The sequence below is a fragment of the Paenibacillus sp. FSL E2-0190 genome (assembly GCF_037992965.1).
In the GTDB taxonomy this organism is placed as follows: domain Bacteria; phylum Bacillota; class Bacilli; order Paenibacillales; family Paenibacillaceae; genus Paenibacillus_AQ; species Paenibacillus_AQ odorifer.
This window is the reverse complement of the sequence record NZ_CP150306.1, coordinates 6,533,421-6,556,373: the sequence shown is the minus strand read 5'-3', so window position 1 is coordinate 6,556,373 and position 22,953 is coordinate 6,533,421. Positions and strand designations below refer to the sequence as shown.

The 22,953-nt window shown below is 41.4% G+C and carries 22 protein-coding genes; all 22 read left to right on the top strand.

Annotated elements, in window-relative coordinates:
- The first annotated feature begins 169 nt into the window (after positions 1 to 169).
- The 22 genes from NST25_RS28880 (at position 170) to NST25_RS28775 (ending at position 22,788) form a co-directional block, all read left to right on the top strand.
- Positions 170 to 2,902 (top strand): stalk domain-containing protein, encoded by a 2,733-nt coding sequence (locus tag NST25_RS28880; RefSeq protein WP_340393001.1) that lies wholly within the window; start codon positions 170 to 172, stop codon positions 2,900 to 2,902.
- A gap of 57 nt (positions 2,903 to 2,959) precedes the next feature.
- Complete coding sequence (locus tag NST25_RS28875) at positions 2,960 to 4,120, top strand: sensor histidine kinase (RefSeq protein ID WP_036681511.1); 1,161 nt, start codon at positions 2,960 to 2,962, stop codon at positions 4,118 to 4,120.
- 4 nt (positions 4,121 to 4,124) lie between these two features.
- Positions 4,125 to 4,847 carry a response regulator transcription factor gene (locus NST25_RS28870; protein ID WP_036681509.1) on the top strand — a complete coding sequence of 241 codons (723 nt, stop codon included), beginning with the start codon at positions 4,125 to 4,127 and terminating at the stop codon, positions 4,845 to 4,847.
- 135 nt (positions 4,848 to 4,982) lie between these two features.
- A complete protein-coding gene (locus NST25_RS28865) occupies positions 4,983 to 5,426 on the top strand; it encodes a glycosyltransferase family A protein (protein WP_076123908.1) in 444 nt (147 codons plus the stop codon).
- Positions 5,427 to 5,564: 138 nt separating this feature from the next.
- Positions 5,565 to 7,577, top strand: a complete 2,013-nt coding sequence (locus tag NST25_RS28860; protein WP_340394475.1) for a helicase-related protein — start codon at positions 5,565 to 5,567, stop codon at positions 7,575 to 7,577.
- A complete protein-coding gene (locus NST25_RS28855; RefSeq protein ID WP_340392999.1) occupies positions 7,574 to 8,428 on the top strand; it encodes a ComF family protein in 855 nt (284 codons plus the stop codon). Before NST25_RS28860 ends, NST25_RS28855 begins: the two co-directional genes overlap by 4 nt.
- A gap of 169 nt (positions 8,429 to 8,597) precedes the next feature.
- Entirely contained in the window at positions 8,598 to 9,008 is a 411-nt protein-coding gene (locus tag NST25_RS28850) for a TIGR03826 family flagellar region protein (protein ID WP_340392998.1), read from the top strand.
- Positions 9,009 to 9,111: 103 nt separating this feature from the next.
- Positions 9,112 to 9,399, top strand: a complete 288-nt coding sequence (gene flgM, locus NST25_RS28845; protein ID WP_036678454.1) for a flagellar biosynthesis anti-sigma factor FlgM — start codon at positions 9,112 to 9,114, stop codon at positions 9,397 to 9,399.
- A 12-nt stretch (positions 9,400 to 9,411) separates the two neighbouring features.
- The gene (locus tag NST25_RS28840; RefSeq protein WP_036678457.1) at positions 9,412 to 9,912 is read left to right on the top strand and encodes a flagellar protein FlgN; all 501 of its coding nucleotides are present in this window, start codon (positions 9,412 to 9,414) and stop codon (positions 9,910 to 9,912) included.
- 54 nt (positions 9,913 to 9,966) lie between these two features.
- The gene (gene flgK / locus NST25_RS28835) at positions 9,967 to 11,550 is read left to right on the top strand and encodes a flagellar hook-associated protein FlgK (RefSeq protein WP_340392997.1); all 1,584 of its coding nucleotides are present in this window, start codon (positions 9,967 to 9,969) and stop codon (positions 11,548 to 11,550) included.
- A 15-nt stretch (positions 11,551 to 11,565) separates the two neighbouring features.
- Positions 11,566 to 12,483: a flagellar hook-associated protein FlgL gene (flgL, locus tag NST25_RS28830; RefSeq protein ID WP_076307527.1), complete on the top strand. Its 918-nt coding sequence runs from the start codon at positions 11,566 to 11,568 to the stop codon at positions 12,481 to 12,483.
- Positions 12,484 to 12,497: 14 nt separating this feature from the next.
- Positions 12,498 to 13,064 (top strand): DUF6470 family protein, encoded by a 567-nt coding sequence (locus NST25_RS28825; RefSeq protein ID WP_340392996.1) that lies wholly within the window; start codon positions 12,498 to 12,500, stop codon positions 13,062 to 13,064.
- Between the two features lie 131 nt (positions 13,065 to 13,195).
- Positions 13,196 to 13,642, top strand: a complete 447-nt coding sequence (locus NST25_RS28820; RefSeq protein ID WP_076307525.1) for a flagellar assembly protein FliW — start codon at positions 13,196 to 13,198, stop codon at positions 13,640 to 13,642.
- Position 13,643: 1 nt separating this feature from the next.
- Positions 13,644 to 13,886: a carbon storage regulator CsrA gene (gene csrA, locus NST25_RS28815; RefSeq protein ID WP_076307524.1), complete on the top strand. Its 243-nt coding sequence runs from the start codon at positions 13,644 to 13,646 to the stop codon at positions 13,884 to 13,886.
- Positions 13,887 to 14,129: 243 nt separating this feature from the next.
- Positions 14,130 to 14,951 carry a flagellin gene (locus NST25_RS28810; RefSeq protein ID WP_339813098.1) on the top strand — a complete coding sequence of 274 codons (822 nt, stop codon included), beginning with the start codon at positions 14,130 to 14,132 and terminating at the stop codon, positions 14,949 to 14,951.
- Positions 14,952 to 15,073: 122 nt separating this feature from the next.
- Positions 15,074 to 16,945, top strand: a complete 1,872-nt coding sequence (locus tag NST25_RS28805; protein WP_340392995.1) for a glycosyltransferase — start codon at positions 15,074 to 15,076, stop codon at positions 16,943 to 16,945.
- 33 nt (positions 16,946 to 16,978) lie between these two features.
- A complete protein-coding gene (locus NST25_RS28800) occupies positions 16,979 to 19,309 on the top strand; it encodes a methyltransferase (protein ID WP_340392994.1) in 2,331 nt (776 codons plus the stop codon).
- 419 nt (positions 19,310 to 19,728) lie between these two features.
- Positions 19,729 to 20,118 carry a flagellar protein FlaG gene (locus NST25_RS28795; RefSeq protein ID WP_038573590.1) on the top strand — a complete coding sequence of 130 codons (390 nt, stop codon included), beginning with the start codon at positions 19,729 to 19,731 and terminating at the stop codon, positions 20,116 to 20,118.
- Positions 20,119 to 20,132: 14 nt separating this feature from the next.
- Positions 20,133 to 21,617, top strand: coding sequence for a flagellar filament capping protein FliD (gene fliD, locus NST25_RS28790; protein ID WP_076192403.1), 1,485 nt, complete (start codon positions 20,133 to 20,135; stop codon positions 21,615 to 21,617).
- Positions 21,618 to 21,638: 21 nt separating this feature from the next.
- Positions 21,639 to 22,028 (top strand): flagellar export chaperone FliS, encoded by a 390-nt coding sequence (gene fliS / locus NST25_RS28785; RefSeq protein ID WP_076192405.1) that lies wholly within the window; start codon positions 21,639 to 21,641, stop codon positions 22,026 to 22,028.
- Positions 22,021 to 22,356, top strand: coding sequence for a hypothetical protein (locus NST25_RS28780; protein ID WP_340392991.1), 336 nt, complete (start codon positions 22,021 to 22,023; stop codon positions 22,354 to 22,356). Before fliS ends, NST25_RS28780 begins: the two co-directional genes overlap by 8 nt.
- A 234-nt stretch (positions 22,357 to 22,590) precedes the next feature.
- Positions 22,591 to 22,788, top strand: a complete 198-nt coding sequence (locus NST25_RS28775; RefSeq protein WP_019915069.1) for a cold shock domain-containing protein — start codon at positions 22,591 to 22,593, stop codon at positions 22,786 to 22,788.
- The last annotated feature ends 165 nt before the right edge of the window (positions 22,789 to 22,953 follow it).

The window sequence follows — 22,953 nt, the reverse complement described above, 5'->3', positions numbered from 1 at the left end:
TGTTAATAGTTTGTGTTACGAGACTCTATAAAGCTTGAAATCTCTCAATTTCGCAACTTTTTCGCTTATTTTCAGTCTATTAAAAGAGTACTAGAAAAATAGGAACCAGTTTCCAGACTTTTGATAACGGACTTGAAGAGTAAAAAAGAGATGGGAGAGTTACGTCGAAATGAATGAAGTTTTCATGGAGAAGAAGAGTAGAGAAGTTGTTCGGGGAATGAAATTATCATCTACTAAAAAATGGGTTGCCGCTTCATTAGCAGGTGTGTTGTGGATTATGCCGGTAATTGGCAGTGAAGGCTTAGCTATGTTTGGTCATAGTTCCACACCAATTGCTGCCGCAGCCACATCTAATTTTAAAGTAAGCAAGCTGGGTGAAGAAGTAATTACTTCGGGCGCCATTATGATGAAATACAAATATACGGCTACACGTTCAGGAGCGAGCGCTTCTGGATTGGCGGATGTTATTCGCGTTGACCTCAACAATCCATATGTTTCTTTAGATGTTATGACAGGTAAGGGTGGAAACCTGACAACACGTCAAAGTACTGGCGGGATGGCTAAGGAAACTGGAGCCGTGGCTGCAGTAAACGGAGATTATTTTAATACAGGCGGGGAAGGCGCTCCGATTGGTGGACAAGTATCCAGTGGAGTCTTGGTTTCCACCCCTTCGCAATTGGATGGCATGTATGCCTTTGCAGTGACTAAGGATCGCAAGCCTCTTATTGATGAGTTCAGCTTTGAAGGAATGGTAACCGCACCTGACGGCGCACAGTTTGAGATATCCGGTATCAATAAAGGTGCTTATAGTCCTGAAGGTGGAAGCTCTACTTATAGCCATGCTAATGCAATGTATATCTATACGGATGTATGGACCGCACTCGATCGTCCCAAAAACAGCTCAACCACACCGACAGAGGTGCTCGTTGAGAACGGCGTAGTTACTCAAATATCTGAAAATGCTGCGCTTCCTACAGCGGTTCCAAAGGGAGCTTATATTTTGCGGGCCCATGGCTTAGCCGCACGGTATGTTACTGCCCATCTGACGGTAGGGCAACCGGTAACAAGTGTGTACTCCCTGAAATCCAAGACTACGCAGCAATCGCTAGATCCTGCTAATCTGCAAACAATGATTGGTGGACATACGATTCTTGTAAATAACGGAAAAGCTGCAACGTTCTCTCGCTCGACTAGCAGCATTGGCGGTTATCGTGCACGTACGGCTTTAGGATACTCTCAGGATGGACGTTATGTTTATATTATAGCTACTGAAAAAAATGGCAACAGCTCAGGAATGTCATTGACCGAGCTGCAATCTTTTATGACCAATATTGGAGTCTGGAAAGGGCTTAACTTAGACGGAGGCGGCTCTACAACGATGGTAGACCGGCCTCTTGGTGAAACCTCAGCCACACTAACCTTTAATACAGAGTATGGCACAGAGCAGCGCAGCATTGTTAACGCGCTTGGTGTTTATACTAACGCACCACAAGGTGAAGTAAAAGGAATTAAAATTAGCGGAAGCACTTCGCTATTAGTTGGACAAAAGGCTACTTATTCGTTAAAAGGTTATGACACTTACTATAACCCTATAGATGTAGCAGCAGGCAATCCTACTTGGACATCAAGCGGAGGAAGCGCAACTGTAAGTGCAGGAGAAGTAACGGCAGTGAAGCCAGGCACCGTTACCTTAACGGCTAAAAGCGGCGTAGCAAGCGCTTCTACAACCCTTACAGTCTTGGGTGGAGATGATCTATCCAGCATGAGTGTAGGCACTGCTACAGCGCCACTGACAGCTGGGACAACTGTATCTGTCCCTGTAAAGGCCTCTACGAAGAGTGGAGCAACCATAAGCGTTCCAGATTCAGCGCTGAAGTGGGAGTTTGTAGGCTTTAAGGGAGTCGTTCAAAATGGCAAGCTTACTGTAAACTCTGTGGATGCAGGGGTTACTACAGGTTACGCTATTGCTCGTTATGATGGATTTAGCACAGCGGTTGTATTATCGACAGCAGCAGCTACAACATGGGAAGATTTCGAGAAGGTAAGTTATCCAGTTAACTTTACTACCAATGTGCCAGCGGTACAGGGGACTGCAACAATAGTAGACGGATCGGCTGAAAGAGTAGGCTCCAAGGTGCTGTCACTCAGTTATGATATGACGGCTGGCAGCGGTAAAATGTACGCTTATGCTCAACTTAACGGCACAAGTGGAAAAGCCGTTCCAGCGCTTGCAACTTCGATGTCAGTTGATGTGATGGGCGATATGAGCTTAAATTGGCTGCGTGCTGAGTTTGTAGACAATAGTGGAGCTACAGCCTATGTAGATCTTGCGAAGATTATCGATTGGAACGGTTGGAAGAACATAAACATCGACTTGTCAGGATCAGGGATTAAATTCCCGGCTACGCTGAAGAGACTTTATGTAGTCAATGTAGAGGAAGGCCAAGATGAACGGGCGAAGACAGGTACGGTTGCTTTTGATAATATCACCTTCACAATGCCTTCACTTTCCAGTGATGCAGGGTTACCAAAGGGTACAGCTTCGATGAGCATCGGCTCCAAAGCAATGACCGTAAACGGAAATAAGAAGGCTATTGATGTAGCTCCAATTGTGAAAGACGGCAGTACTTATGTGCCGATCCGTTATGTGCTGGATGCTTTTGGAGGGAATGCTACCTGGGATCAGGTGAATAAGAAGATCATGGTGTTGCGGGGAGCCAAGGCACTGGATCTGACGGTAAATAAAAAGGAATACCTGTTAAATGGTAAGCGACAAAGTGCTGAAGTAGCACCTATTATTTTACAGGGTAGGACTTTAGTACCTCTGAGACTGGTTTCTGAACAGTTAGGATTAACTGTAAAATGGGAACAGAAAACGAAGACCGTAACTATCGAATCGTGATATGTTAATATATAAGGAAAACCTTAATACGATCCGATAGAAAAGGGGCAAGCATCCGTGGAATTTCAAGCCGATGCGATTGATCGCGTTATTAAAAATACCATCGACGTGATGGAGAGCAGCAAGTATCAGATTTTTGAAATATTGCAGGTTGCACGTGATGAACTTGCTGCACTCAACAAGGAACTGCAGCGGGTCATGGACGAAACGGATGAAACGTTGAAAAAGGTAGACAAGCTGGAGCTGCAGTATCACCGCTCCAGAATCCGGCTGACAGAGGTCAGCCGGGACTTTGTCCGCTACTCAGAGAAGGATATCCGTATTGCTTATGAGAAGGCTACAGAGCTTCAGCTCGAACTCATGATGACGCGTGAGCGAGAGGTCTATCTTCGAAGCAGACGTGATGAATTACAAATGCGAGTGCGCAGTGTCGAAAATTCTGTAGAGCGTGCAGAGTCAATTGGTTCGCAAATGAGCGTAGTGCTCGAATATTTGTCGGGAGAACTAGGCCAAGTGACGAGAATTGTCGAATCTGCGAAGAACAGACAGATGATCGGACTCAAAATTATCCTGGCTCAAGAAGAAGAACGGAAGAGAATTGCCCGGGAAATTCATGATGGTCCCGCTCAAATGCTGGCAAATCTAGTCCTTAGGACGGAAATTGTAGAAAGAATGCTGGTAAAGCAGGAATTTGGGCTGGTGCAGGACGAAGTAGTAGATTTAAAAGGGCAGGTTCGTAACAGCCTGGAAGAAATGCGTAAGGTTATTTTTAATTTACGACCGATGGCTCTCGATGATTTGGGCTTGATTCCGACTTTGCGGAAATATGTGCATGATTTTGAAGAGAAGACGAAACTGCGGACGACTCTGGAAACCCGGGGACAGGAACACCGACTATCCTCAGCGATGGAGGCGGCGGTATATCGTCTGGTTCAGGAAGCATTGTCTAATGCAGCAAAACATGCCTACCCAAGCTTCGTATTGGTGGAGATTACATACCAAGCGCAGTTAATTAAGATTGTGATTAAAGATAACGGATTAGGCTTTAATGTACAAAAGTTAAAAAATCAGCAAGGTAATCGGGAAAGCTTCGGGCTAGTAGGTATGCGGGAACGTGTAGAACTGCTTGAAGGAAGAATGGAAATTGTATCAGCCGAGAATCAGGGGACAACAATCGTGATCCATATTCCGACGAATGTGGAGAAGGGGAAGGAGTAGTGTGATGGAGAACTTAAACTCTAGTAAAACGCCCATTAAGGTTCTTTTGGCGGATGATCATCAGCTTTTTCGTGAAGGGCTGAAACGCATTTTGAATATGGAGGAGGATATCGAGGTCATAGGGGAGTGCGGCGACGGTATTCAGGTATTAGAGTTTTGTAACGGGACTAAACCGGACATCGTATTGATGGACATCAATATGCCTGTTGAGAATGGCGTAGAAGCCACTCAAAAACTTCGGGAAATGTTCCCGGAGGTTAAGGTAATTATTTTATCCATTCATGATGATGAGAGTTATGTATTTGAGACCCTTCGTAAGGGCGCCAATGGTTATTTATTGAAGGATATGGAGGCCGAATCCCTTATTAATGCCATTCGTTCGGTCTGTGAAGGACATGCCTTTATCCATCCAAAGGTTACTGGAAAGCTTATCAATCAATTGCGGCGTATGACTTACCTTAACGAGACTGGTGTAACTACAGATACAGTGGTGAAGGAAGCTGGTGTTAAATTTATTGCTGGCGACAACAATCCTCTGACCCGTCGTGAAGCAGAAGTGCTGCGTCTAATGGCTGAAGGTAAGAGCAACAAAATGATTGGTGAATATTTATTCATTAGTGAAAAAACAGTTAAAAACCATGTTAGCAGTATTTTGCAAAAAATGGAAGTGGATGATCGGACTCAAGCCGTTATTAATTCGATTAAATATGGCTGGGTAACCTTGTAGAAGCTTCACAGTAATACGTTACATATAGGAAAGAAATTAAGTAGACACAGCTTGCTTCCCTGATGGGTGTTCTAGGCAGTCACCGACCTTTTAATGCCGGCATATAGTGTTGGTATACAGAGGAGGTGCATCTCCATGGTAGCCCAGTTGATATGGATTGCGGTTGTTTATGTATCCGCTGCAGTGATGATTCATATGTTGCATAACCGGCAGAAGGTGCGTAAAACACCGCAGTCCGGAAAATGGATTCATTATATTTTTATTACCCGCAATCATGAATCTGTTGTGGAATGGTACATTCGGGCACTGACATTTCAAGCTCTTCTAACCGGAAAACGATTGCGAGTAACGTTCATGGATGATGGTTCGAGCGATGGAACACTTGGGATTGTTTCCAAAATGGCCGCTAGCGGCTGCTCTATCGATCTTGCAACATCTATGTACTCTCTTCAGATGAGTGAAGAATTGCAGCATGAAGGAATTGTAGTAGACTTGCGGCTGTCAGGGCAGTCTGTATCGCTGCCTTTTATGGGGATGGCAGGAAGTAGGGGATGCGAATCAAAGCGCAACAGATCTTAAGTAAATATGTAAGTAACGGGTGAAGCACACTCTCCAAGAACTGGGGGAGTGTGCTTTTTGCGTTTGGGGAGACGGAGTCGTGAATTTGGGATCAAATATGGAGTTGCTAAGTACAAGCGAAAGGTAGGAGGGATTATTATACAAGTCGCTGTATATGCTGTGGAATGCAAGGGGAGCTGGAGGGTTGGAATTTCATTAGATCTTAGCGTGGATAGATGGTGGTGGTCTGTAGCTAGACCGGAGAAGAAAGCTGGGAGTTCCTTAGCGGCGAATAGTTTGGTTCTGCTTTCTTCTGCGTTGCCGCTAGGTTGGGCTGTGAAGCTCCGGGACAACTTTAAACAAAGAAGCGCAATGAGCACCTGGGGGATTAAGGAGTGGGGGCAATATATTAATAGTATGCTTGAGGCTGAGTTGAGAGAGGAGAAAGAGGCAGGGGGACTGTGGGAGGCTCAGTGGTTGAATGATGGAATATTCATATGGAAGCCTAATGAATCAAGTTTCGGAATAGATCAGGACAATAAGAAGAATGAAAGATACGATTGGTGTGAAAAAGAGGATTTTGAATCTGGATTACTAGAATCGGATTCAGAACAATTATTGCGGGCTTTGGCCGGGCGCTCTTTATTGGAGCCGGAAGTAGAAGCGCTGCTGGCAGAAGAATTGCCAGAGCTAGGGGGTTGCTGGCGCCAGGCGGCACAACTGGCGTATCTGCAGGGGCGGCTGTTGCTTACAGCCGCCGTAGGCAATGCGCCCCCGGCTACGCACGGGGCGCGGGCCCGCCAGCTCCCTGCGGGTGCTGGCGTTATGATGCGTGCGGCGGCTAAGCTGCCGCACGTATTGCGGCGCGGCGCTGTCGCTCGCCGCGCGGTTTCGCGCTGCCTGCGTTGCGGCAGCGTGCCCACCGGCCGCACGGCATGCGCCGCGTGCGGGCTTATGGGCTGCGCCTATTGCGAGGCCTGCCTCGCGCTTGGGCGCAGCCGGGCTTGTGCGCTGCTGCTGCGTAGCGCAGCACTTCCGGCCGTGCGGTGCACGGCCGCCCTTGACCCCGCCGCGGCCGCAGGCCGGTGGGGGCTGAGCCCAGCGCAGGCGGGAGCCGCTGGCGCTGCGCTGGGTTTTCTGGCGGAGGCGCGCAAGCGCTCCGCCAGTACATGCCCAGAGCGGTTTCTGCTCTGGGCGGTGACGGGAGCGGGGAAAACGGAGATGATCTTCCCGCTCCTAGAGGCCGTGCTCGCCGCCGGAGGGCGGGCGCTGGTAGCGACGCCGCGCCGCGACGTCGTACTTGAGCTCGCGCCGCGGCTCGCCCGGGCTTTTCCGGCGGAGGTCATCGCCGTACTTTATGGCGGCAGCGCAGATCGCTGGGTGAGCGGTCGCTTAACGCTCTCGACCACCCATCAGCTCCTGCGCTTCCATCAAGGTTATGATCTCGTAATCATCGACGAGCTGGATGCGTATCCTTACCACAATGATCCTATGTTGGCCTATGCCGCTGAACATGCCTGTAAAGTGGACGGCTCTTTCATCTATTTATCAGCTACGCCACCACAAGAAATGCAGCGTTTGGTCCGGTTAGGCAAGCTTCCACATGCCAGAGTGCCTGTCCGCTTCCATGGTCATCCCTTGCCTATCCCGCAGCATTTGAGTATACCCTCGGTTCTAACCTGTCTGAAGCGTGGGAGTTTGCCAAGATCGCTTATACAAAATCTTCAAAAGTCACTGGAGCGAAAAGCACAAATTTTTCTATTTGTGTCTCGAATAGCTCATATCGAAGGATTGCTGATCCTACTTCGTCGTAGCTTTCCCGGCGTGGTTATTGAAGGCACCTCGTCCAAGGATTCATTTCGGGCAGAAAAGGTGACTGCTTTTCGCAACCGTATCATCTCTTTGTTAGTAACTACTACGATCCTGGAACGGGGAGTTACCGTGCCACGCAGTGACGTATTTATTTTGGATGCAGACAGTGGTCTTTTTGACGAAGCCTCTTTGGTACAGATGGCAGGCCGTGCTGGTCGTTCTAAAGATGATCCTGATGGCCATGTTGTATTTGCCTCCCCTCAGTGGAGCCGATCCCAGCGTGGAGCGATTGCTCAGATTCGTACTATGAATATCATCGCTCGCCGCCATGGATATTTCCGTAAAGGTGGGGCTAAATGAATACCATGCTTATAGGGGTACAAAAATCTTTGTCTCTCCTCCTCACCCCCTCGTTGTCTCAATGTCTAACCTGCGGGAAGCACAGCCGACAGTCCTCACAGCTGCCTGGTATCTGTAAGGATTGTGCGGAATCCATTCCTTGGATACGCGCTCCACGTTGCTTGGTTTGTGGGCGGCATGTAGGCTGTCCAGACTGCACTCGCAGCGCTGAGCCCTCACCCATTGTATGTAACCGGAGTGCGGTAGCCTACACTAATGAGATGAGAGAATGGCTCGGTCAATATAAATATCGCGGGAATGAACGATATGCCCCTCTACTTGGACTCATGCTGGATAGGGCATATTTAACCCTAAAGGAGGAAAAGCAACAGGGGGCTCTTTCATCCCAGAAGGCATCGTTTTTTCATCTTATTCAACATAAAAGGTACAAAAAAAACAGCCTTTGGTCAGCTGATTTATTAGTTCCGGTACCTGTCAGTGATTCAAGGCTTCTAGAACGGGGGTTCAATCAAGCGGAAAGATTGGCCGATGTTCTATCTCGTCATAGGAAGATTCCTCAGCTACCGCTACTAATTCGTACGCATCATACGGGTAAGCAGAGCTTTAAAGGACGTGCGGAGAGACTGGCCGATATGAAGAATGCTTTTGGAGCGAATCCGGCAGTCTCCACACTATTTAAGGATTGGCTGAAAGATAACTCACCTATAAGCCGTCCTATTCGAATTATTATTGTTGATGATATCTATACAACCGGAAGCACGATTCGTGCTTGTGCCGAAATTCTAAAACAAATGGTTTCTAACTATGATTATGTTGCAGAAATCTATAGCCTTACCTGGGCGCGTTCCTAAAACGCGAAAAATGCATGATTGTGAACAGCTATATCCATTCCATTAAGGATTAGTTGCGGTTGGTAGCGTTTCTTCTGTCCCATAGACGAATTCCTTGCAATCATGTAATCTAGGAGCATAAGAATATTATGCATTGCACAGAATGTACGGAGAGGAGCGGCTGCTTGTTATGAATCTAGACAATTGTCCAAGGTGCGGCCGGTTGTTTGTCAAGAATCTTATGGGGTTGTGCTCGGTCTGTATCAAAGAGCTGGAGCATGAATATGAGATCTGCGTGAATTATTTACGGGAAAACAAAGGAACCAACATTCAGGAGCTCTCCGATGCTACGGGGATTTCTATTAAAGAGATTACCCGCTTTATTCGAGAAGGCCGGATTTCTATAGCTAATGCACCCAATATGATGTACCCTTGCGAAGTGTGTGGTACACTGATTCGGGATGGCCATATGTGTGACAGCTGTCGTAGCCGGCTCAGGAAAGATCTCACGAATGCTGTCAAGGAAAATTCTGCTGAGGATACTACTAAAAAGACATCTGATGGTGCATATCGTGCCATAGATAAGCTGCGTGACCTATAAAATCTGCAAAAAAACGTTTGCAGCTATAAAGAATGTTTCAGTCTACGCCGATAAACTTAGTAAAGATTATCGGCTTTTTTATATTAGAAGGAAGGTGGAAGTTATGAAAATTAACGAGACCGGACGAATTAACGCGATTAATCCGTATCAACGCAGCGCGGAAGCGCAAAGGCAGGAACAAATGAAGAAAAGCACACGCAAGGATGAGGTTTCGATCTCTGATGAAGCGATTCAACTCTTGCAAGCACAAAACACTGGCAAGAATGATCCAGAACGCGCACTTAAGATCGACAATCTAAAGCAGCAGGTCTCCGCAGGTACCTATCAAGTTGATGCATCTAAGCTAGCAGAGAAACTCGCCCCTTACTTTAAGCAATCCTCCGAGAATTAGGTGAAAACATCCATGGCATTGACGACATTAATAGAACTATTGGAGCGGCTAGATGGAGTGCATGTTCAAATGCTGGATCTGGCCGCTGAGAAGAAACAGACGATTATGGATAACAAGGTGGATGCGTTAATCGACATCCTTAACCGTGAATCCAAGCTAATGAAGGTAATTGGGCAGCTCGAGGAAGAGCGAATATTAGCCGCATATACCGTTTTGCAAGGTGTGGGTATTCGTTCCAACCTGAACCTGAACCTAACGGAGCTGTCCAGGCTTATATTTGACCCTGAAGACAAGGCACGACTGCTGCATATTCAGCAGAAGCTTTCGGGCACTTTGCATCGCCTGAAAGAAGCCAATGACCTAAATCAGAAGCTGATAGAGCAGTCGCTTACATTTATAGATTATTCTTTGGATCTGTTGGTCGGAAGACCAAATCAAGATATCACTTATCATCGTCCGTCCGACAAAGGAAATAACGTAAATCGGTCGGGGATTTTTGATGCACGAGGTTAGAATTGTACTGATGAAGTGTTCTGCCGGAGCAGAACATAAGGAGGAGTAAGAAGCATGACATCCACATTTCACTCGATAGAGACGGCGAGACGCAGCCTTTTTACTCAGACCGCAGCTCTTAATACAACTGGACACAATATCGCTAATGCGAATACCGAAGGTTATACTCGTCAACGTGTTAATATGCAAGCCTCTTTACCTATTGAAGCGTACGGATTGTTAAAATCTACCGTTCCAGGTCAAATGGGTACAGGGGTGGAATTCTCATCTATCGATCGGATTCGAGAAATGTTTCTGGATGATCAGTACCGTGGTGAGAACGCTGCTTTCGGCAACTGGAGTCTACAAGCAGATACGCTCTCTAAGCTGGAAGCTATCGTTAATGAGCCATCCGATACAGGCATTCGTACAGTTCTGGATAACTTCTGGAAATCTTGGTCGGATCTAAGTAAGAACCCTGAAGATCCAACAGCCCGTAAGATTGTAGTGCAAACTGCACAATCTTTGACGGATGCTATGAACTATATGAGCACGCAACTGAATAATCTGGAGCGGGATCTAACCACTAATATAGATGTTAAAGCAAAAGAAGCTCAGGGTTACCTGACCGCGATCGCAGATCTAAATAAATCCATCTATAAGATTGAGGGTATGGGGGATCATGCGAACGATCTACGTGATCAACGCGACCTGATGGCGGACAAGCTCTCCAAAATTGCTAATATTACTGTTGTAGAGACGGAAGCGGGTTATAACATTTCTTTGGGTGGACAACCTCTCGTAGAGGGTGGAGAAGTAACTGCAACCGTAGATGGCGCGTTTCTTAATAATGCTTATGCCTCCGGAACTTTGAAGGGCGGCGAGGCTTACGGAATGATTTTTTCCAATAATACCTATGTTGCCGATTACAAGAAACAGCTCAATGATTTGGCGAGCACTATTGCTACAGGTGACGTTGAAATTACAGTGCCAGCTGGCTCCAATCTTCCTGAGGGCACAGTGTTGACAAGTGATGCCAAGATTACACAAGCTGACGGTACCGTAGTTACTTTGACCGCTGGTCAGGCCATGCCTAAGGGCGCAACAATGTATGAGGACGCCAAGACCATTGTCAAAGGGTTTAACGGACTTCACAAGTTAGGTTACGCGATGGATGGAAGCGTCGGACGCGATTTCTTTGTAACATCAGGCGAGGCTGGAACGATTAAGCTAAATCCGGAAATTGCTGCGGATGTGAATTTATTCGCAACTTCGTTACGTACAACTGTTGATGCGAATGGAAATACGCAAGTCGTTAAAGGGAATAATACGTTGGCACTTTTATTGACTAGCCTGAAGGATAGTAAATTTACTACACCGGATGGTAGTGTGAGCAACACTGTTGGCGGACTTTTTGGCTCTATGGTTGGCCAACTTGGCATTCAATCCCAAGAGGCTGCACGTCAGACGGATAACTCAGATTATCTGGTAGAGCAGGTTAACTCCCGGCGTCAATCAGTCAGTGGCGTTTCACTGGATGAAGAAATGTCGAATATGCTAGTGTTCCAGCATGCTTATAGTGCGGCAGCACGTTTTATGACTACTTTTGATGAACTGCTCGACAAATTGATTAATTCCACCGGCACAGTCGGCAGATAAAAGGAGATATAGCGTATGTTGAGAGTAACCTCTAACATGATGAATTCACAGCTTCTGCTTAACTTAAACCGCAATGCACGTACAATGAACGATACACAATTACAGCTTTCCAGCGGACGCAAGATCAACAAGCCTTCCGATGATCCGGTAGGGATTACCTATTCCCTGCGCTACCGTGCGGAGCTCTCCTCTAATGAACAATATACTAAGAATGTAGATAGCGCTCTTTCTTGGCTTGATTACAATGATACAGTTCTAGGACAGGCCGGTGATGTCGTTCAAAAGATTCGTGAACTTACTGTACAAGCTTCGACAGGTACTAATCCGCAATCCGCACTGGACAGTATCAATGCAGAAGTGATGCAGCTAAAAGAGCAGCTTGTGGATATCGCTAATAGTACACTGAACGGTAAATATATCTTTAATGGCGAGCAATACACCACCAAACCATATGATTTTGCTAAAGGTGCAGATGGAACTTACGATGTATCTAAGGCAATTACTACGGATACTGGGCAGATTCAGTTCATTGTAGGTGAAGGTGTGCGATTGCCGATAAGTACAACTGGCAATGATGTATTCGGAAATACCGGGGATGCGGACAATTTGTTTGCAATCATTAATAATCTTTCTGCAGGATTAAAGGCTGGCGATCTCACGGCTATTTCGGACCAACTTGATGTAATTGATACGCGTATGGAATCCATTCTGACTGCCCGTTCTGAAATAGGAGCCAAAACCAATCGTGTAGAACTAATGCAGGAACGTCTGAGTGACTTGAATGTAAATCTGACTGATCTACAGGCAAAGACAGAAGATGCCGACTACGAGGGATTGATTATGGAGTCAAAGATTCAAGAGAATATTTATAATGCTTCCTTATCTGTAGGCGCAAAAATTATATCCACAACTCTCGTAGACTTTATAAGATAACGGAGGTGGTTTTCGTGCTTCAGCCGATATTGCAAATACGTCAGTCTCCTGCAATAATTGGTATTGATGCTGATCTAGGCACATACTCGATTACTCAGCCTAAGGCTGAGGTCGATATAATAACCACTCCGGGGAAACTTACGGTCCAATCTTTTAGGCCAGAGCTTAACATAGATCAGTCCCGAGCTTGGGCAGCCTATAATGGTGGCAATATGCTCGATATGAACAAACGAATATACTCAGGTATTCAACAGTTGTATCTTCAGGGTATTGCAAAAAAGGTCGAGCAAGGCAATCGAATGGCTCAGTTTTTTAAGCCTGGAAATACTATTGCAGAAGTATATGGAACAGATACCGAACCAAATTCTTTTCCAGAGATTCGAGGACCGGCATCATTTGACAATGTAGATATTCATATAGAAACGAGAGCACCACAAATTGATTTTCGAGCCGCAAAAGTGAATATTCAAGTAGAAAGACATGATCCCGAAATTGAATATACTCGTGGCAAGTTAAATATTTATATGCAGCAATATGCTTCTATTCAGTTTATTCCACCTGAATTGAATGTCCAATTGTAGCTTCTTAAGCTATAGATGTGCCATTAAGCGCTTCTATAGCTTTTGTGTTTTGTATTTTTAGCTATATATAATTTTAGTGAATTTTATAAGAAGTTAGTTTTGCACAGCAAAACTTTTGAGGAGTGAACAACTTGATTATAGAAACGCTGTCTTGGGGGAAACTTGAAGTAGATGAAGAGCAGTTATATCATTTCCCCAAAGGATTACCTGGATTTGACGAAGAAACAAATTTTGCTTTGATAGCGATGGCGGAGTCACCCTTTTGGTATTTACAGTCAATTAGCAATATGGAGTTATCCTTTCTGTTAGTTGATCCTTTTGTTTTTTATCCCGCTTATGAATTTGAACTGCCGGATGATGAGGCGGAAGAGCTAGAGATCAGTTCTGATGTAGTTATCCGCTGTATTATTACTTTAAAAGAGCATGTTGAACAGTCTACGATTAATCTTCTTGCACCTATTGTATTAAATCCTGTAGGGCATTCTGGTAAACAAATCGTGTTACATAAAGCGCCTTATCATACGAAGCATAGCCTACTGCAAGAGCAACCAGTTATCGATGGAAAGGATGGTGGATGATATGCTCGTACTTTCCCGTAAAAAAGGGGAGTCCATTGTCATTCAAGATCAGATCGAGCTGACAATCTTAAGCGTGGATGGTGACACAGTAAAGGTTGGTATTTCTGCACCAAAGCATGTCGATATTTTTCGTAAAGAGGTATATCTCTCGATCCAAGAGGCTAACCGTGAGTCCGTCGTTCCTCAGCAGTCTGATCTGAATGCATTAATCCATCGACTTCGTGGTGTAAATAAGAATGAATAATTGACATGTAGCATACACATAATCCAGAACCTGGGACTGTTTAATCGCGGACTCGGGTTTTTTATTTTATTTTGGAGAATTTAACCAAGAAATTTCAAAAAAAAATTGATTTGCTCTAAACAGTTGGGTGCACACTGTCGATATATGTATTAGACGCTGAGCCGGCAGGGCGGCCGACCTTAATGGATCAGCGTTTACCACATGGATGTGGAACTAATTTAATTTCAGGGAGGAAATATTATTATGATTATCAATCACAATATCGCAGCAATGAACACACACCGTCAATTGGGTACTAACACTACGAACACTAACAAAGCTATTGAAAAGTTGTCTTCTGGTCTTCGTATCAACCGTGCGGGTGACGATGCTGCAGGTTTGGCAATTTCCGAAAAAATGCGTGGTCAAATCCGTGGTTTGGATATGGCTACTAAAAATGCTCAAGATGGTATTTCTTTGATTCAAACAGCTGAAGGTGCTTTGAACGAAACACACAGCATCCTGCAACGTATTCGTGAACTGTCTGTACAATCAGCAAATGATACTAATACTAATGAAGATCGTGCTGAGCTTCAAAAAGAAGTAACTGAGTTGACTACTGAAATTACCCGTATCTCGACTGACACTGAATTTAATACTAAGAAATTGCTTAATGGGGCTGGCGTAAGTAATGCTGTATTCCAAATTGGAGCTAATACAGGTCAAGCTATTAAATTGTCAATCGGCGACATGAGTGCTGGAAAATCAGGACTTGGCTTGCAGTCCGTTGCTATCGGAACTCAAGCAGGTGCTAACTCAGCATTGGCTATTCTTGATAGTGCTATTACAAAAGTTTCTGCTGAACGTGCAAAATTGGGCGCAAATCAAAACCGTTTGGAGCACACTATTAATAACTTGGGAACTACTTCTGAAAACTTGTCCGCAGCTGAATCCCGTATTCGTGATGTTGACATGGCTAAAGAAATGATGAATCAAACGAAGAACAACATTCTTGCTCAAGCTGCACAAGCAATGTTGGCACAAGCGAACCAACAACCACAAGCTGTGCTTCAATTGCTTCGTTAATAGTAATACAAAAAAAGGAAGCCTCAGGGCTTCTTTTTTTTGTATTACTAATGCTAATCAGTAGGGTATGGAACTCCGATATATATAGTAAAATAACAAGTGATTTATGAGAGGATAACCATATGATCAAGACAGTTTCTTTATGCATGATCGTTAAAAATGAGGAAAAGTATTTGTCTAGATGTTTAGAAAGTGTACGTAATAAAGTTGATGAGATAATTATAATCGACACCGGATCGACTGATAGTACTCTTGAAATTGCGAAGCAATATACAAATAAAATATATCATTTCACTTGGGTTAATGATTTTGCAGCAGCAAGGAATGAATCGTTAAAATATGCATCTTCTCAGTATGTTCTTATATTAGATGCTGATGAATACTTGGATCCTGCAGCAGATCTCCAAAAGGATATCTCTAGTAACTTTGATTATTACTATGTAAAGATTATTAATGATATGTCGTACGGGACTATACTCAAACATACGGCTATACGGTTGTTTGCCAATTATAAAAAACTCATCTATCATAATCGTTTACATGAACATCTAAATGTTATGGATAATCAAGGGGATTATAAAGGTTCAGCGGGAGAATTAATTATTCACCACTCGGGTTACACGAATGAAGTTATACAAGATAAGGATAAGCAAAGACGTAATTTATCTCTAATGCTACAGGAAGTTAAGGAAAGTCCAACAGGATATAATTTCTTTAATATGGGTAAAACCTATATGTGGTTAGGAGAACATGAGAAAGCAATACCTTATTTGCAAAAGGCATACTCATTAAGCAAAGAAATGATAATTATACCAGAGATAATAGTTTCCCTTTGTTCGTGTTTAAAAGATTTGCACAGATATGAAGAGGGTTTGATAATTCTAAAAGATGCTATTCCTATTTATCCAAATGAAACTGATATGAAATATATGCAAGGATGCTTGTTTATGGAAGCTGGATATACAAAAGATGCAATGAAGGCGTTCGAAAAATGTATAGAGCTTGGAGATCAAGGTATAACTGTTACAGAAGGAAATGGAAGCTATTGGGCTCGGTATAAGTTGGCTGAAATTCATGAGGGAGCATATCAATTATTAGAAAGCTACGATCAAATTACGCAGGTGTTAAAAGAAAAGAAAACATTAGGTGTTGGGTTAGAAAAGTACTTTCAAATTGTATCAAAAGCAAACACTCCTCATGATGAGGTTTATGAAAATTTCAAGCAAATATATACAATAAATGATGAGGATGATTTAAAGCTAATACTTGAGGTACTTTATAAATTACGACATCCACTACTATACAAATATGTTGACCTTTATAATGTCAGCCTTCAGGATAATATTATTGCGGTGGCAAAACAATATAATAAGATGTATGAAGAAGCAAGAGCTAATTGGATGGTAATGGATGAAATACCGAAGCAAAATGTTGAAGATGTTTTATTATTGGCACTGATTTTTAAAGATATGAAACTTTTATTACTGGTAAGAGATGAATTGAATTTGAGTATTAAGGAATCAAAAGTATTGAATGCAATTATAAATCAGGATCCACTGGTATCTATGAAAATTACTACACCTATTGAAGGTTTACTTTATAGGATGTTAGAACATTTGATTGTTCTGAAAGAGTTTGATCATTTTCAATTATTATCGGAATATTTTTTACAAGGATCAGTGGAGAATTACCTTAAATTAGGGGAATTGTTATCAGGTTATTCTTTCAAGGAACTTGCTATAGATATTCTAATAGAATCATTCAGAAAAAGTCCGAATAATGTTAATGTTGTGCGTTTAATTGGAGATATTTGTTTTGATTTGAATTATTTAGAAGACTCTCAGTTGTTTTATACTAAATTACTAGATATATGTCCAGAGTTTGGTTCCTATGAAAGAATCTATAATTTATACGAAAAGTTGGATGACAAAACCGGAATGAGTGAAACAAAAAAAACCATGAAAAATAAATTCAAGCTTTCTATTTCTGGTTAGTAATTAGACATTATGAGAAGGGTTGGGGAAAGTTTGAGTTTAGATAATTTGAAGAAATATTCAAGAGATTTTAAGGATAATATACAGAATTTGATTGAGAACGGTTTTTTAGAAGAAGTTAAAGTAATGATACTAGAATATGAGAAAATTGTGGAAAAAGATTTTGAATTATATTCAATAAAAGGGACTATAGCTTTACTGGAGGGCGATCTAAAAAAGGCAGAAAAATATTTTTTAGACGGCTTAACTGAAAAACCATATGATAGCGATTTGATATATAATCTGGCTTATTTATACGAGATGAGAAAAGAAAATATTAGTGCTTATAGACAATATAAAAAGTTGCTCACTTTAGCATTGGGTGATCTAAAAGAAATTGTGTCATTAAAGATTACTGAACTTGAGAAATTGACTCAAGTAAATGATTATATCGAGAGAAAAAAAGTGCTTATTATAGCGTATATTTTCCCACCTCTCGGGGGATCCGGAGTACAGAGAACATTGAAGTTTGTGAAATATCTAAGGGATTTTGGATGGGAACCAGTTGTTCTCACAGTGGATGAAGGTGACTTTCCATTTACGGATAGTACATTAGAAAATGAGATCCCGCAAGAAATTGAAGTTATTAGAATTAGAGAGAAGAAAGACTTAGATATTCATTATATTAATAAGTTAATACAAATGTATCAGGTTGTGGTGAATAATAATGAAATAATGATGAAATATGTCGAGTTATTAAAAAATAACTCGGATAAATTAAACGAATTGGCTTTTCTGCCGGATCATGCAATTGTTTTTGCTAGAGAAGTGCTCGACCAAATAAATGATTTTGTTAACTTCAATGAAATAGATCTTATTTATTCTACTTCAGGTCCATATTCAGATCATCTAATAGGGTATTTTTTGAAGAATAAATATGAGAAAAGATGGGTGTGTGATTTCAGAGATGAATGGACCAATAACCCGTATGCCGAATTCGATAAAGATAGCATTTTATTTAAGGTTTTGATGAAAATGGAAGAAAATATTTTAAAAAGTTGCGATAAAATTTTAACGACTACTCCATTAGCAACTCAAAATTATATTAATAATTTTGGGGTTGATACTAACAAGATAGAGACAATAACTAATGGGTATGATGAAGAAGATTTTTTTGAATTATTACCTAATAATATTCAGGGGAAGAATGAAAAGTTTCGTATTATGCATAATGGGATTTTATATATGATTAGAACTCCGGAGACCTTTCTAAAAGCAGTCTATAATTTAGTAGTTAATAATATACTCCCGAGAGAGAAAATAGAAATTTATTTTACTTTAACGGAAAATGATGATCACTGGAGAGAAGTAGCAGAACAATTAGGAATAGATGATCTTGTTAATTTTTTTGGATACTTAAATCATAATGATAGTTTATCGTATGCGTCTAATGCTGATCTTTTGTTATTGATAGTTGGACCTGGAGAGAAAAATAAATCAGTGTATCCAGGGAAGGTATTTGAATACCTAAGATTGGGGAAACGAATATTAGCGCTTTCCCCATCGGGAAGTCTAGTTGAAGCATTAATTAATAAAACTTCTAGAGGTGAAAATTACGAGTTTGAAGATGTTCAAGGTATGCAGGATTATATACTAAGAATGTACAAAGAATGGGAAGCTGGATCATATTCAGATCTGAGTATTAATGGGGATATAAAACGATTTGAGAGAAGGCAATTAACCCGAAAATTAAGTGACATATTTACAGAGACTATAAAAGAAAAAATTAGATTTAGTTTTGACATATCCGAAAGAGATGAAAATTTTTATAATGATCTTTATGAATCTGGAGGTTGGAATCAATCTTATTTTAAACACTATAGTGAAATACATTATATTGATATTTGGATGAAAGCTACTGAAATGATTCGAGATGTGGAGAATCCTAAAATCATAGATATAGGCTGTGGACCTGGGCAATTTGCTAATTTACTTTTAGATAATCATTTGACGAATTATAGAGGTATGGACTTCAGTCAAGAAGCTATAAAACATGCGAAAATAAGAAATGATAGATATAGATCTTCATTTAGTGTGGATGATGTTTATACGTCTAATATATTTGATGAAGACTATAATATTGCTGTTTTGTTTGAAATACTTGAGCATTTAGATGGTGATCTAGAGATTCTAAAAAAGCTTAAAAAAAATACGAAGGTTCTTTTCTCAGTCCCTAATTTTTATTCTGAGGGACATGTAAGATGGTTTAATTCTCAATTAGAAGTGGCGCAAAGATATAAAGCTGTAGTGGGAATTAATGATATCTATACGTTCGATGTTGGTGGTGAAAATAAAATATATTTGGTATTTGCTGAAAAAGAGTAAGTGATACAAGCGGCTGAGGTATCATAGTCATTCATTTATGTGTTTCTTTTTTAAAAGAGAATAGTGGAAATAATTGGTGCGAGATCTCAAATTAATGAAGATGATTTCATTTATTTCTTTCTGGAGTTTTTAAAGAGAAGAATGAGGATTAGCTAATTCAAACTGGATAGAAGAATGACGCGAATTTTGAATAACAATACTGCGGTTGTATCGACAGAAAAAAAATCTTAAGTGGATGAAAGTGTAAGCTTGTATTACAGGTGAAGACTTATGGCCATGGAGTTCTGAATGACTGTTTAGTGGAATGCTCTGCTTTAATTGAAATGATTTTTATAGTATTTATCTGTACTATTTCTAAATTATCCCTTCCTGCAACCGATATATATATTATAAACTAAGTGTCGTTGGAGGTCGGGCTCATGAATGTACAGTTCTCCGTATCTGCTAATCCATCAACTGGTGGACAGAGCAGGTCTGAGTCAATACCTGGTAATGGAAAAGTCGGGTCAGTGAACGAATTGACTTCAGTTAAAGATATCAAGGATTTAAGTAGCAAAGAGCGTGAAGGCATTTCAGTCTCGGTTGCAGAGGAGCAGTTGATCAGGAATATTGAGCGCGCAGTGAAGACTTTACAAGGACCGAAAACTATTTTAGAAATCAGTGTACACGAGAAGACACATGACATTATGGTTAAGGTACTAAATGAAGACACTGGTGAATTGATTCGTGAAATACCGCCTGAAAAAACATTAGATCTAGTAGCGAAAATGATGGAAATTGCAGGAATTTTAATCGATCAACGTGTATAGGGAGGAGTGAACAAATGGTTCTTAGGGTTAATGGTTTTTCATCAGGAATGGACATTGATAGCATTGTTAAACAAATGATGTCGGCAAAAAGGCAGCCCCTGGATAAGCTTAATCAACAGAAAACTCTATTAGAGTGGCAGAGGGACAGTTATCGTGAGCTTAACAGTAAACTTGTAGATTTCAAAGCCAATAAGTTAAGTAGTTGGAACAAACAATCTCAAATGAACGCACAAAAGGCAGTAGTGAGTGGAAATACTCTTGCGGTAAAGGCAGAGGCAAATGCTGATGCTAATGGAGTAGAAATGAGTGTTCGGGTAACGAAACTGGCTACAAAATCTTCTTTAGAGTCAACAACACAGCTTACTACCAGTTCATCCGAAAAAGCAACGATTAGAACAAAATTGAGCGATATGCTAGGTGCGACTACTCCATTAGAATTTAAAGTTGATGGAGGGGTCACTCTTACTTTTACTGATGAAGACACCATATCCTCAGCGATTAGTAAAATTAATAGTAGTTCAGCAGGTGTGACGGCAAGTTTTGATGAGGTGAGTGGACGATTTACTATTTCGGCAAAAGAATACGGGGCTGACAATGTATTAGAGAAGAATAAGTTGAGCGGTTCTTTTTTAAGCCTAATGAATGTTGGTGCCGTGAAAAATGCGGAGAACGCTGAAGTTTATATTTCCAGTGGTAAGCAAGGAAGTACGGAAACTCCTGTTAAATATACTCCATCTTCCAACAATTTCACGGTTAATGGCATTCAATTAACTTTGCAAGGCTTGTCTGGAACAGCAGGTACTACAACAATTAATACACAGACAGATCCTACTAAAGCTATTGAAACCATTAAATCTTTCGTGGAAGCATATAATGAACTTATTAGCTTATTCACTAAAAAGACAGATGAGAACAAGTATCGTGATTTCGCGCCATTGACATCAGAGCAAAAGGAAGCGATGAAAGAGAGTGAAATCACAACATGGGAGGAAAAGGCGAAAAGCGGATTACTGAAGAATGATGCAATACTGAAATCTACAGTTTCTGACTTTCGGTCCGTTATAACTTCTAAGCTTGGAGATCTTAGTTCATTTGGGATTACTACAGGACAATACTATGAGAACGGTAAATTATATATAAATGAAGAAAAATTAAAACAAGCCTTGACTGATAATCCGGAAAAGGTTACATCCTTGTTTCAGACTCCTTCGGGAGGTTCAGGTATATTTACAAGTCTTTCAACCTTAGCTGATAAAGCTCTGGATAAAATTGTATTGAAGGCGGGCACATCTAAATTCTCTGCGGATATAAATAGCACATACAAAACTGAGAGTGTTATGGGAAGACTTCTGAAGGATTATAATTCCCGAATTGATGCGTGGGCTGACAGATTGACTGATATGGAAACCAGATATTATAAGCAGTTTACTGCTATGGAAACTGCAATGAGTAAGTACAATTCCCAATCAAGTAGCTTATCAAGTTTTATGTCTAGCTAGTAAGAGAAAAGGGTGACACAAATGATAAATTCTCCTTATGAAAAATACCGTCAGTCATCGGTAAAAACATCGACCCCCTCACAGTTACTGATTATGTTATTTGATGGAGCGATTAGATTTGTAAGGGCGGGTATGGAAGGAATCGATTCAGTTGACTATCAAAAGACAAACATTAACCTGGGTAAAGCGCAGACAATTGTTAGTGAATTGATGTCAACACTGGATCCTACCTATGACATATCTAAAAGTTTGAATGATCTATACGAATATATAAATCATTTGTTGATTCAGGCGAATGTGAAGAAAGACAAGGTTCCTGCAGAAGAGGCGTTACAGTATTTAACTGAGTTCCGCTTAACTTGGTTGGAGGCGTCAAAGCTGGCACCAGCACACGAGAAGGCCCATGGATAATTGTATCTTAGAGTTAAATAAGATTACTCAAGATATTATTAATAGACTAGATAATTGTTCATATGAAGAATTAAATGATTTCGTCGAACAACGTCAAAATTTGATAGATCAACTCGAACAGCATGTGAAAAAACAGTCGATCGGTGTAATCCAGCATCATCAGTTACGGGAGTTGTTGGAGACCGATCTTATGATAATTGCAAGAATGCAACAACTTAAAAGCGAGGCAGCTAAGTGGCTTCAACAGAGAGAACAGGCCAAAACACAACGCAACGCCTACGAGGCCGCCTACACCCCAGACAGTTTCCTTATGGATCGCAAAAAATAATTTATCGGTGTTTCACTATAGGAGTAGACGGGTATTAAATACCGTCTGCTCCTTTTTTGATCATTGTACCGAATCTATTTCTTGTTTATGGAAAATTTAAATAGTTTATTTTACGTGGTAAATTATTGAATGTAAACATTTTCTTTTCCAATTGACAATAAAGAAGTTACGGTGGTATAGTCGAATTGTGAGCAAGACTCACGTTCATCTGATGACGAAGGGAATGTTTAATCAATGGAAGGTAAAGTAAAATGGTTTAACGCAGAAAAAGGTTATGGTTTTATCGAGACTGCAGACGGTGGCGACGTATTCGTACACTTTTCCGCGATTCAAACTGATGGTTTCAAGACATTGGATGAAGGTCAATCCGTAGAATTCGATATCGTTGAAGGTGCACGTGGACCACAAGCAGCTAACGTAATCAAATTATAATCATCCGGCGAAGCCGAACTACATATAAGTAGATGGTTAGCAATTTAGACAGCGCTAGCAGGGATCTTGGAATCTTCCAAGATCCTTTTTTTGTGCGTTCATATGTGTCTAGTATAGCCAATCCTAGTAAAGAAAATAGCCTATTTTGCAAATTCATTTTATGGA

Coding starts and splice junctions, on each gene's coding strand:
- fliD (WP_076192403.1), top strand. CDS start 20,133: ATGGTTCTTAGGGTTAATGGTTTTTCATCAGGAATGGACATTGATAGC.
- NST25_RS28780 (WP_340392991.1), top strand. CDS start 22,021: ATGGATAATTGTATCTTAGAGTTAAATAAGATTACTCAAGATATTATT.
- flgL (WP_076307527.1), top strand. CDS start 11,566: ATGTTGAGAGTAACCTCTAACATGATGAATTCACAGCTTCTGCTTAAC.
- NST25_RS28810 (WP_339813098.1), top strand. CDS start 14,130: ATGATTATCAATCACAATATCGCAGCAATGAACACACACCGTCAATTG.
- NST25_RS28865 (WP_076123908.1), top strand. CDS start 4,983: ATGGTAGCCCAGTTGATATGGATTGCGGTTGTTTATGTATCCGCTGCA.
- flgK (WP_340392997.1), top strand. CDS start 9,967: ATGACATCCACATTTCACTCGATAGAGACGGCGAGACGCAGCCTTTTT.
- NST25_RS28775 (WP_019915069.1), top strand. CDS start 22,591: ATGGAAGGTAAAGTAAAATGGTTTAACGCAGAAAAAGGTTATGGTTTT.
- flgM (WP_036678454.1), top strand. CDS start 9,112: ATGAAAATTAACGAGACCGGACGAATTAACGCGATTAATCCGTATCAA.
- NST25_RS28870 (WP_036681509.1), top strand. CDS start 4,125: ATGGAGAACTTAAACTCTAGTAAAACGCCCATTAAGGTTCTTTTGGCG.
- NST25_RS28880 (WP_340393001.1), top strand. CDS start 170: ATGAATGAAGTTTTCATGGAGAAGAAGAGTAGAGAAGTTGTTCGGGGA.
- csrA (WP_076307524.1), top strand. CDS start 13,644: ATGCTCGTACTTTCCCGTAAAAAAGGGGAGTCCATTGTCATTCAAGAT.
- NST25_RS28840 (WP_036678457.1), top strand. CDS start 9,412: ATGGCATTGACGACATTAATAGAACTATTGGAGCGGCTAGATGGAGTG.
- fliS (WP_076192405.1), top strand. CDS start 21,639: ATGATAAATTCTCCTTATGAAAAATACCGTCAGTCATCGGTAAAAACA.
- NST25_RS28850 (WP_340392998.1), top strand. CDS start 8,598: ATGAATCTAGACAATTGTCCAAGGTGCGGCCGGTTGTTTGTCAAGAAT.
- NST25_RS28805 (WP_340392995.1), top strand. CDS start 15,074: ATGATCAAGACAGTTTCTTTATGCATGATCGTTAAAAATGAGGAAAAG.
- NST25_RS28795 (WP_038573590.1), top strand. CDS start 19,729: ATGAATGTACAGTTCTCCGTATCTGCTAATCCATCAACTGGTGGACAG.
- NST25_RS28855 (WP_340392999.1), top strand. CDS start 7,574: ATGAATACCATGCTTATAGGGGTACAAAAATCTTTGTCTCTCCTCCTC.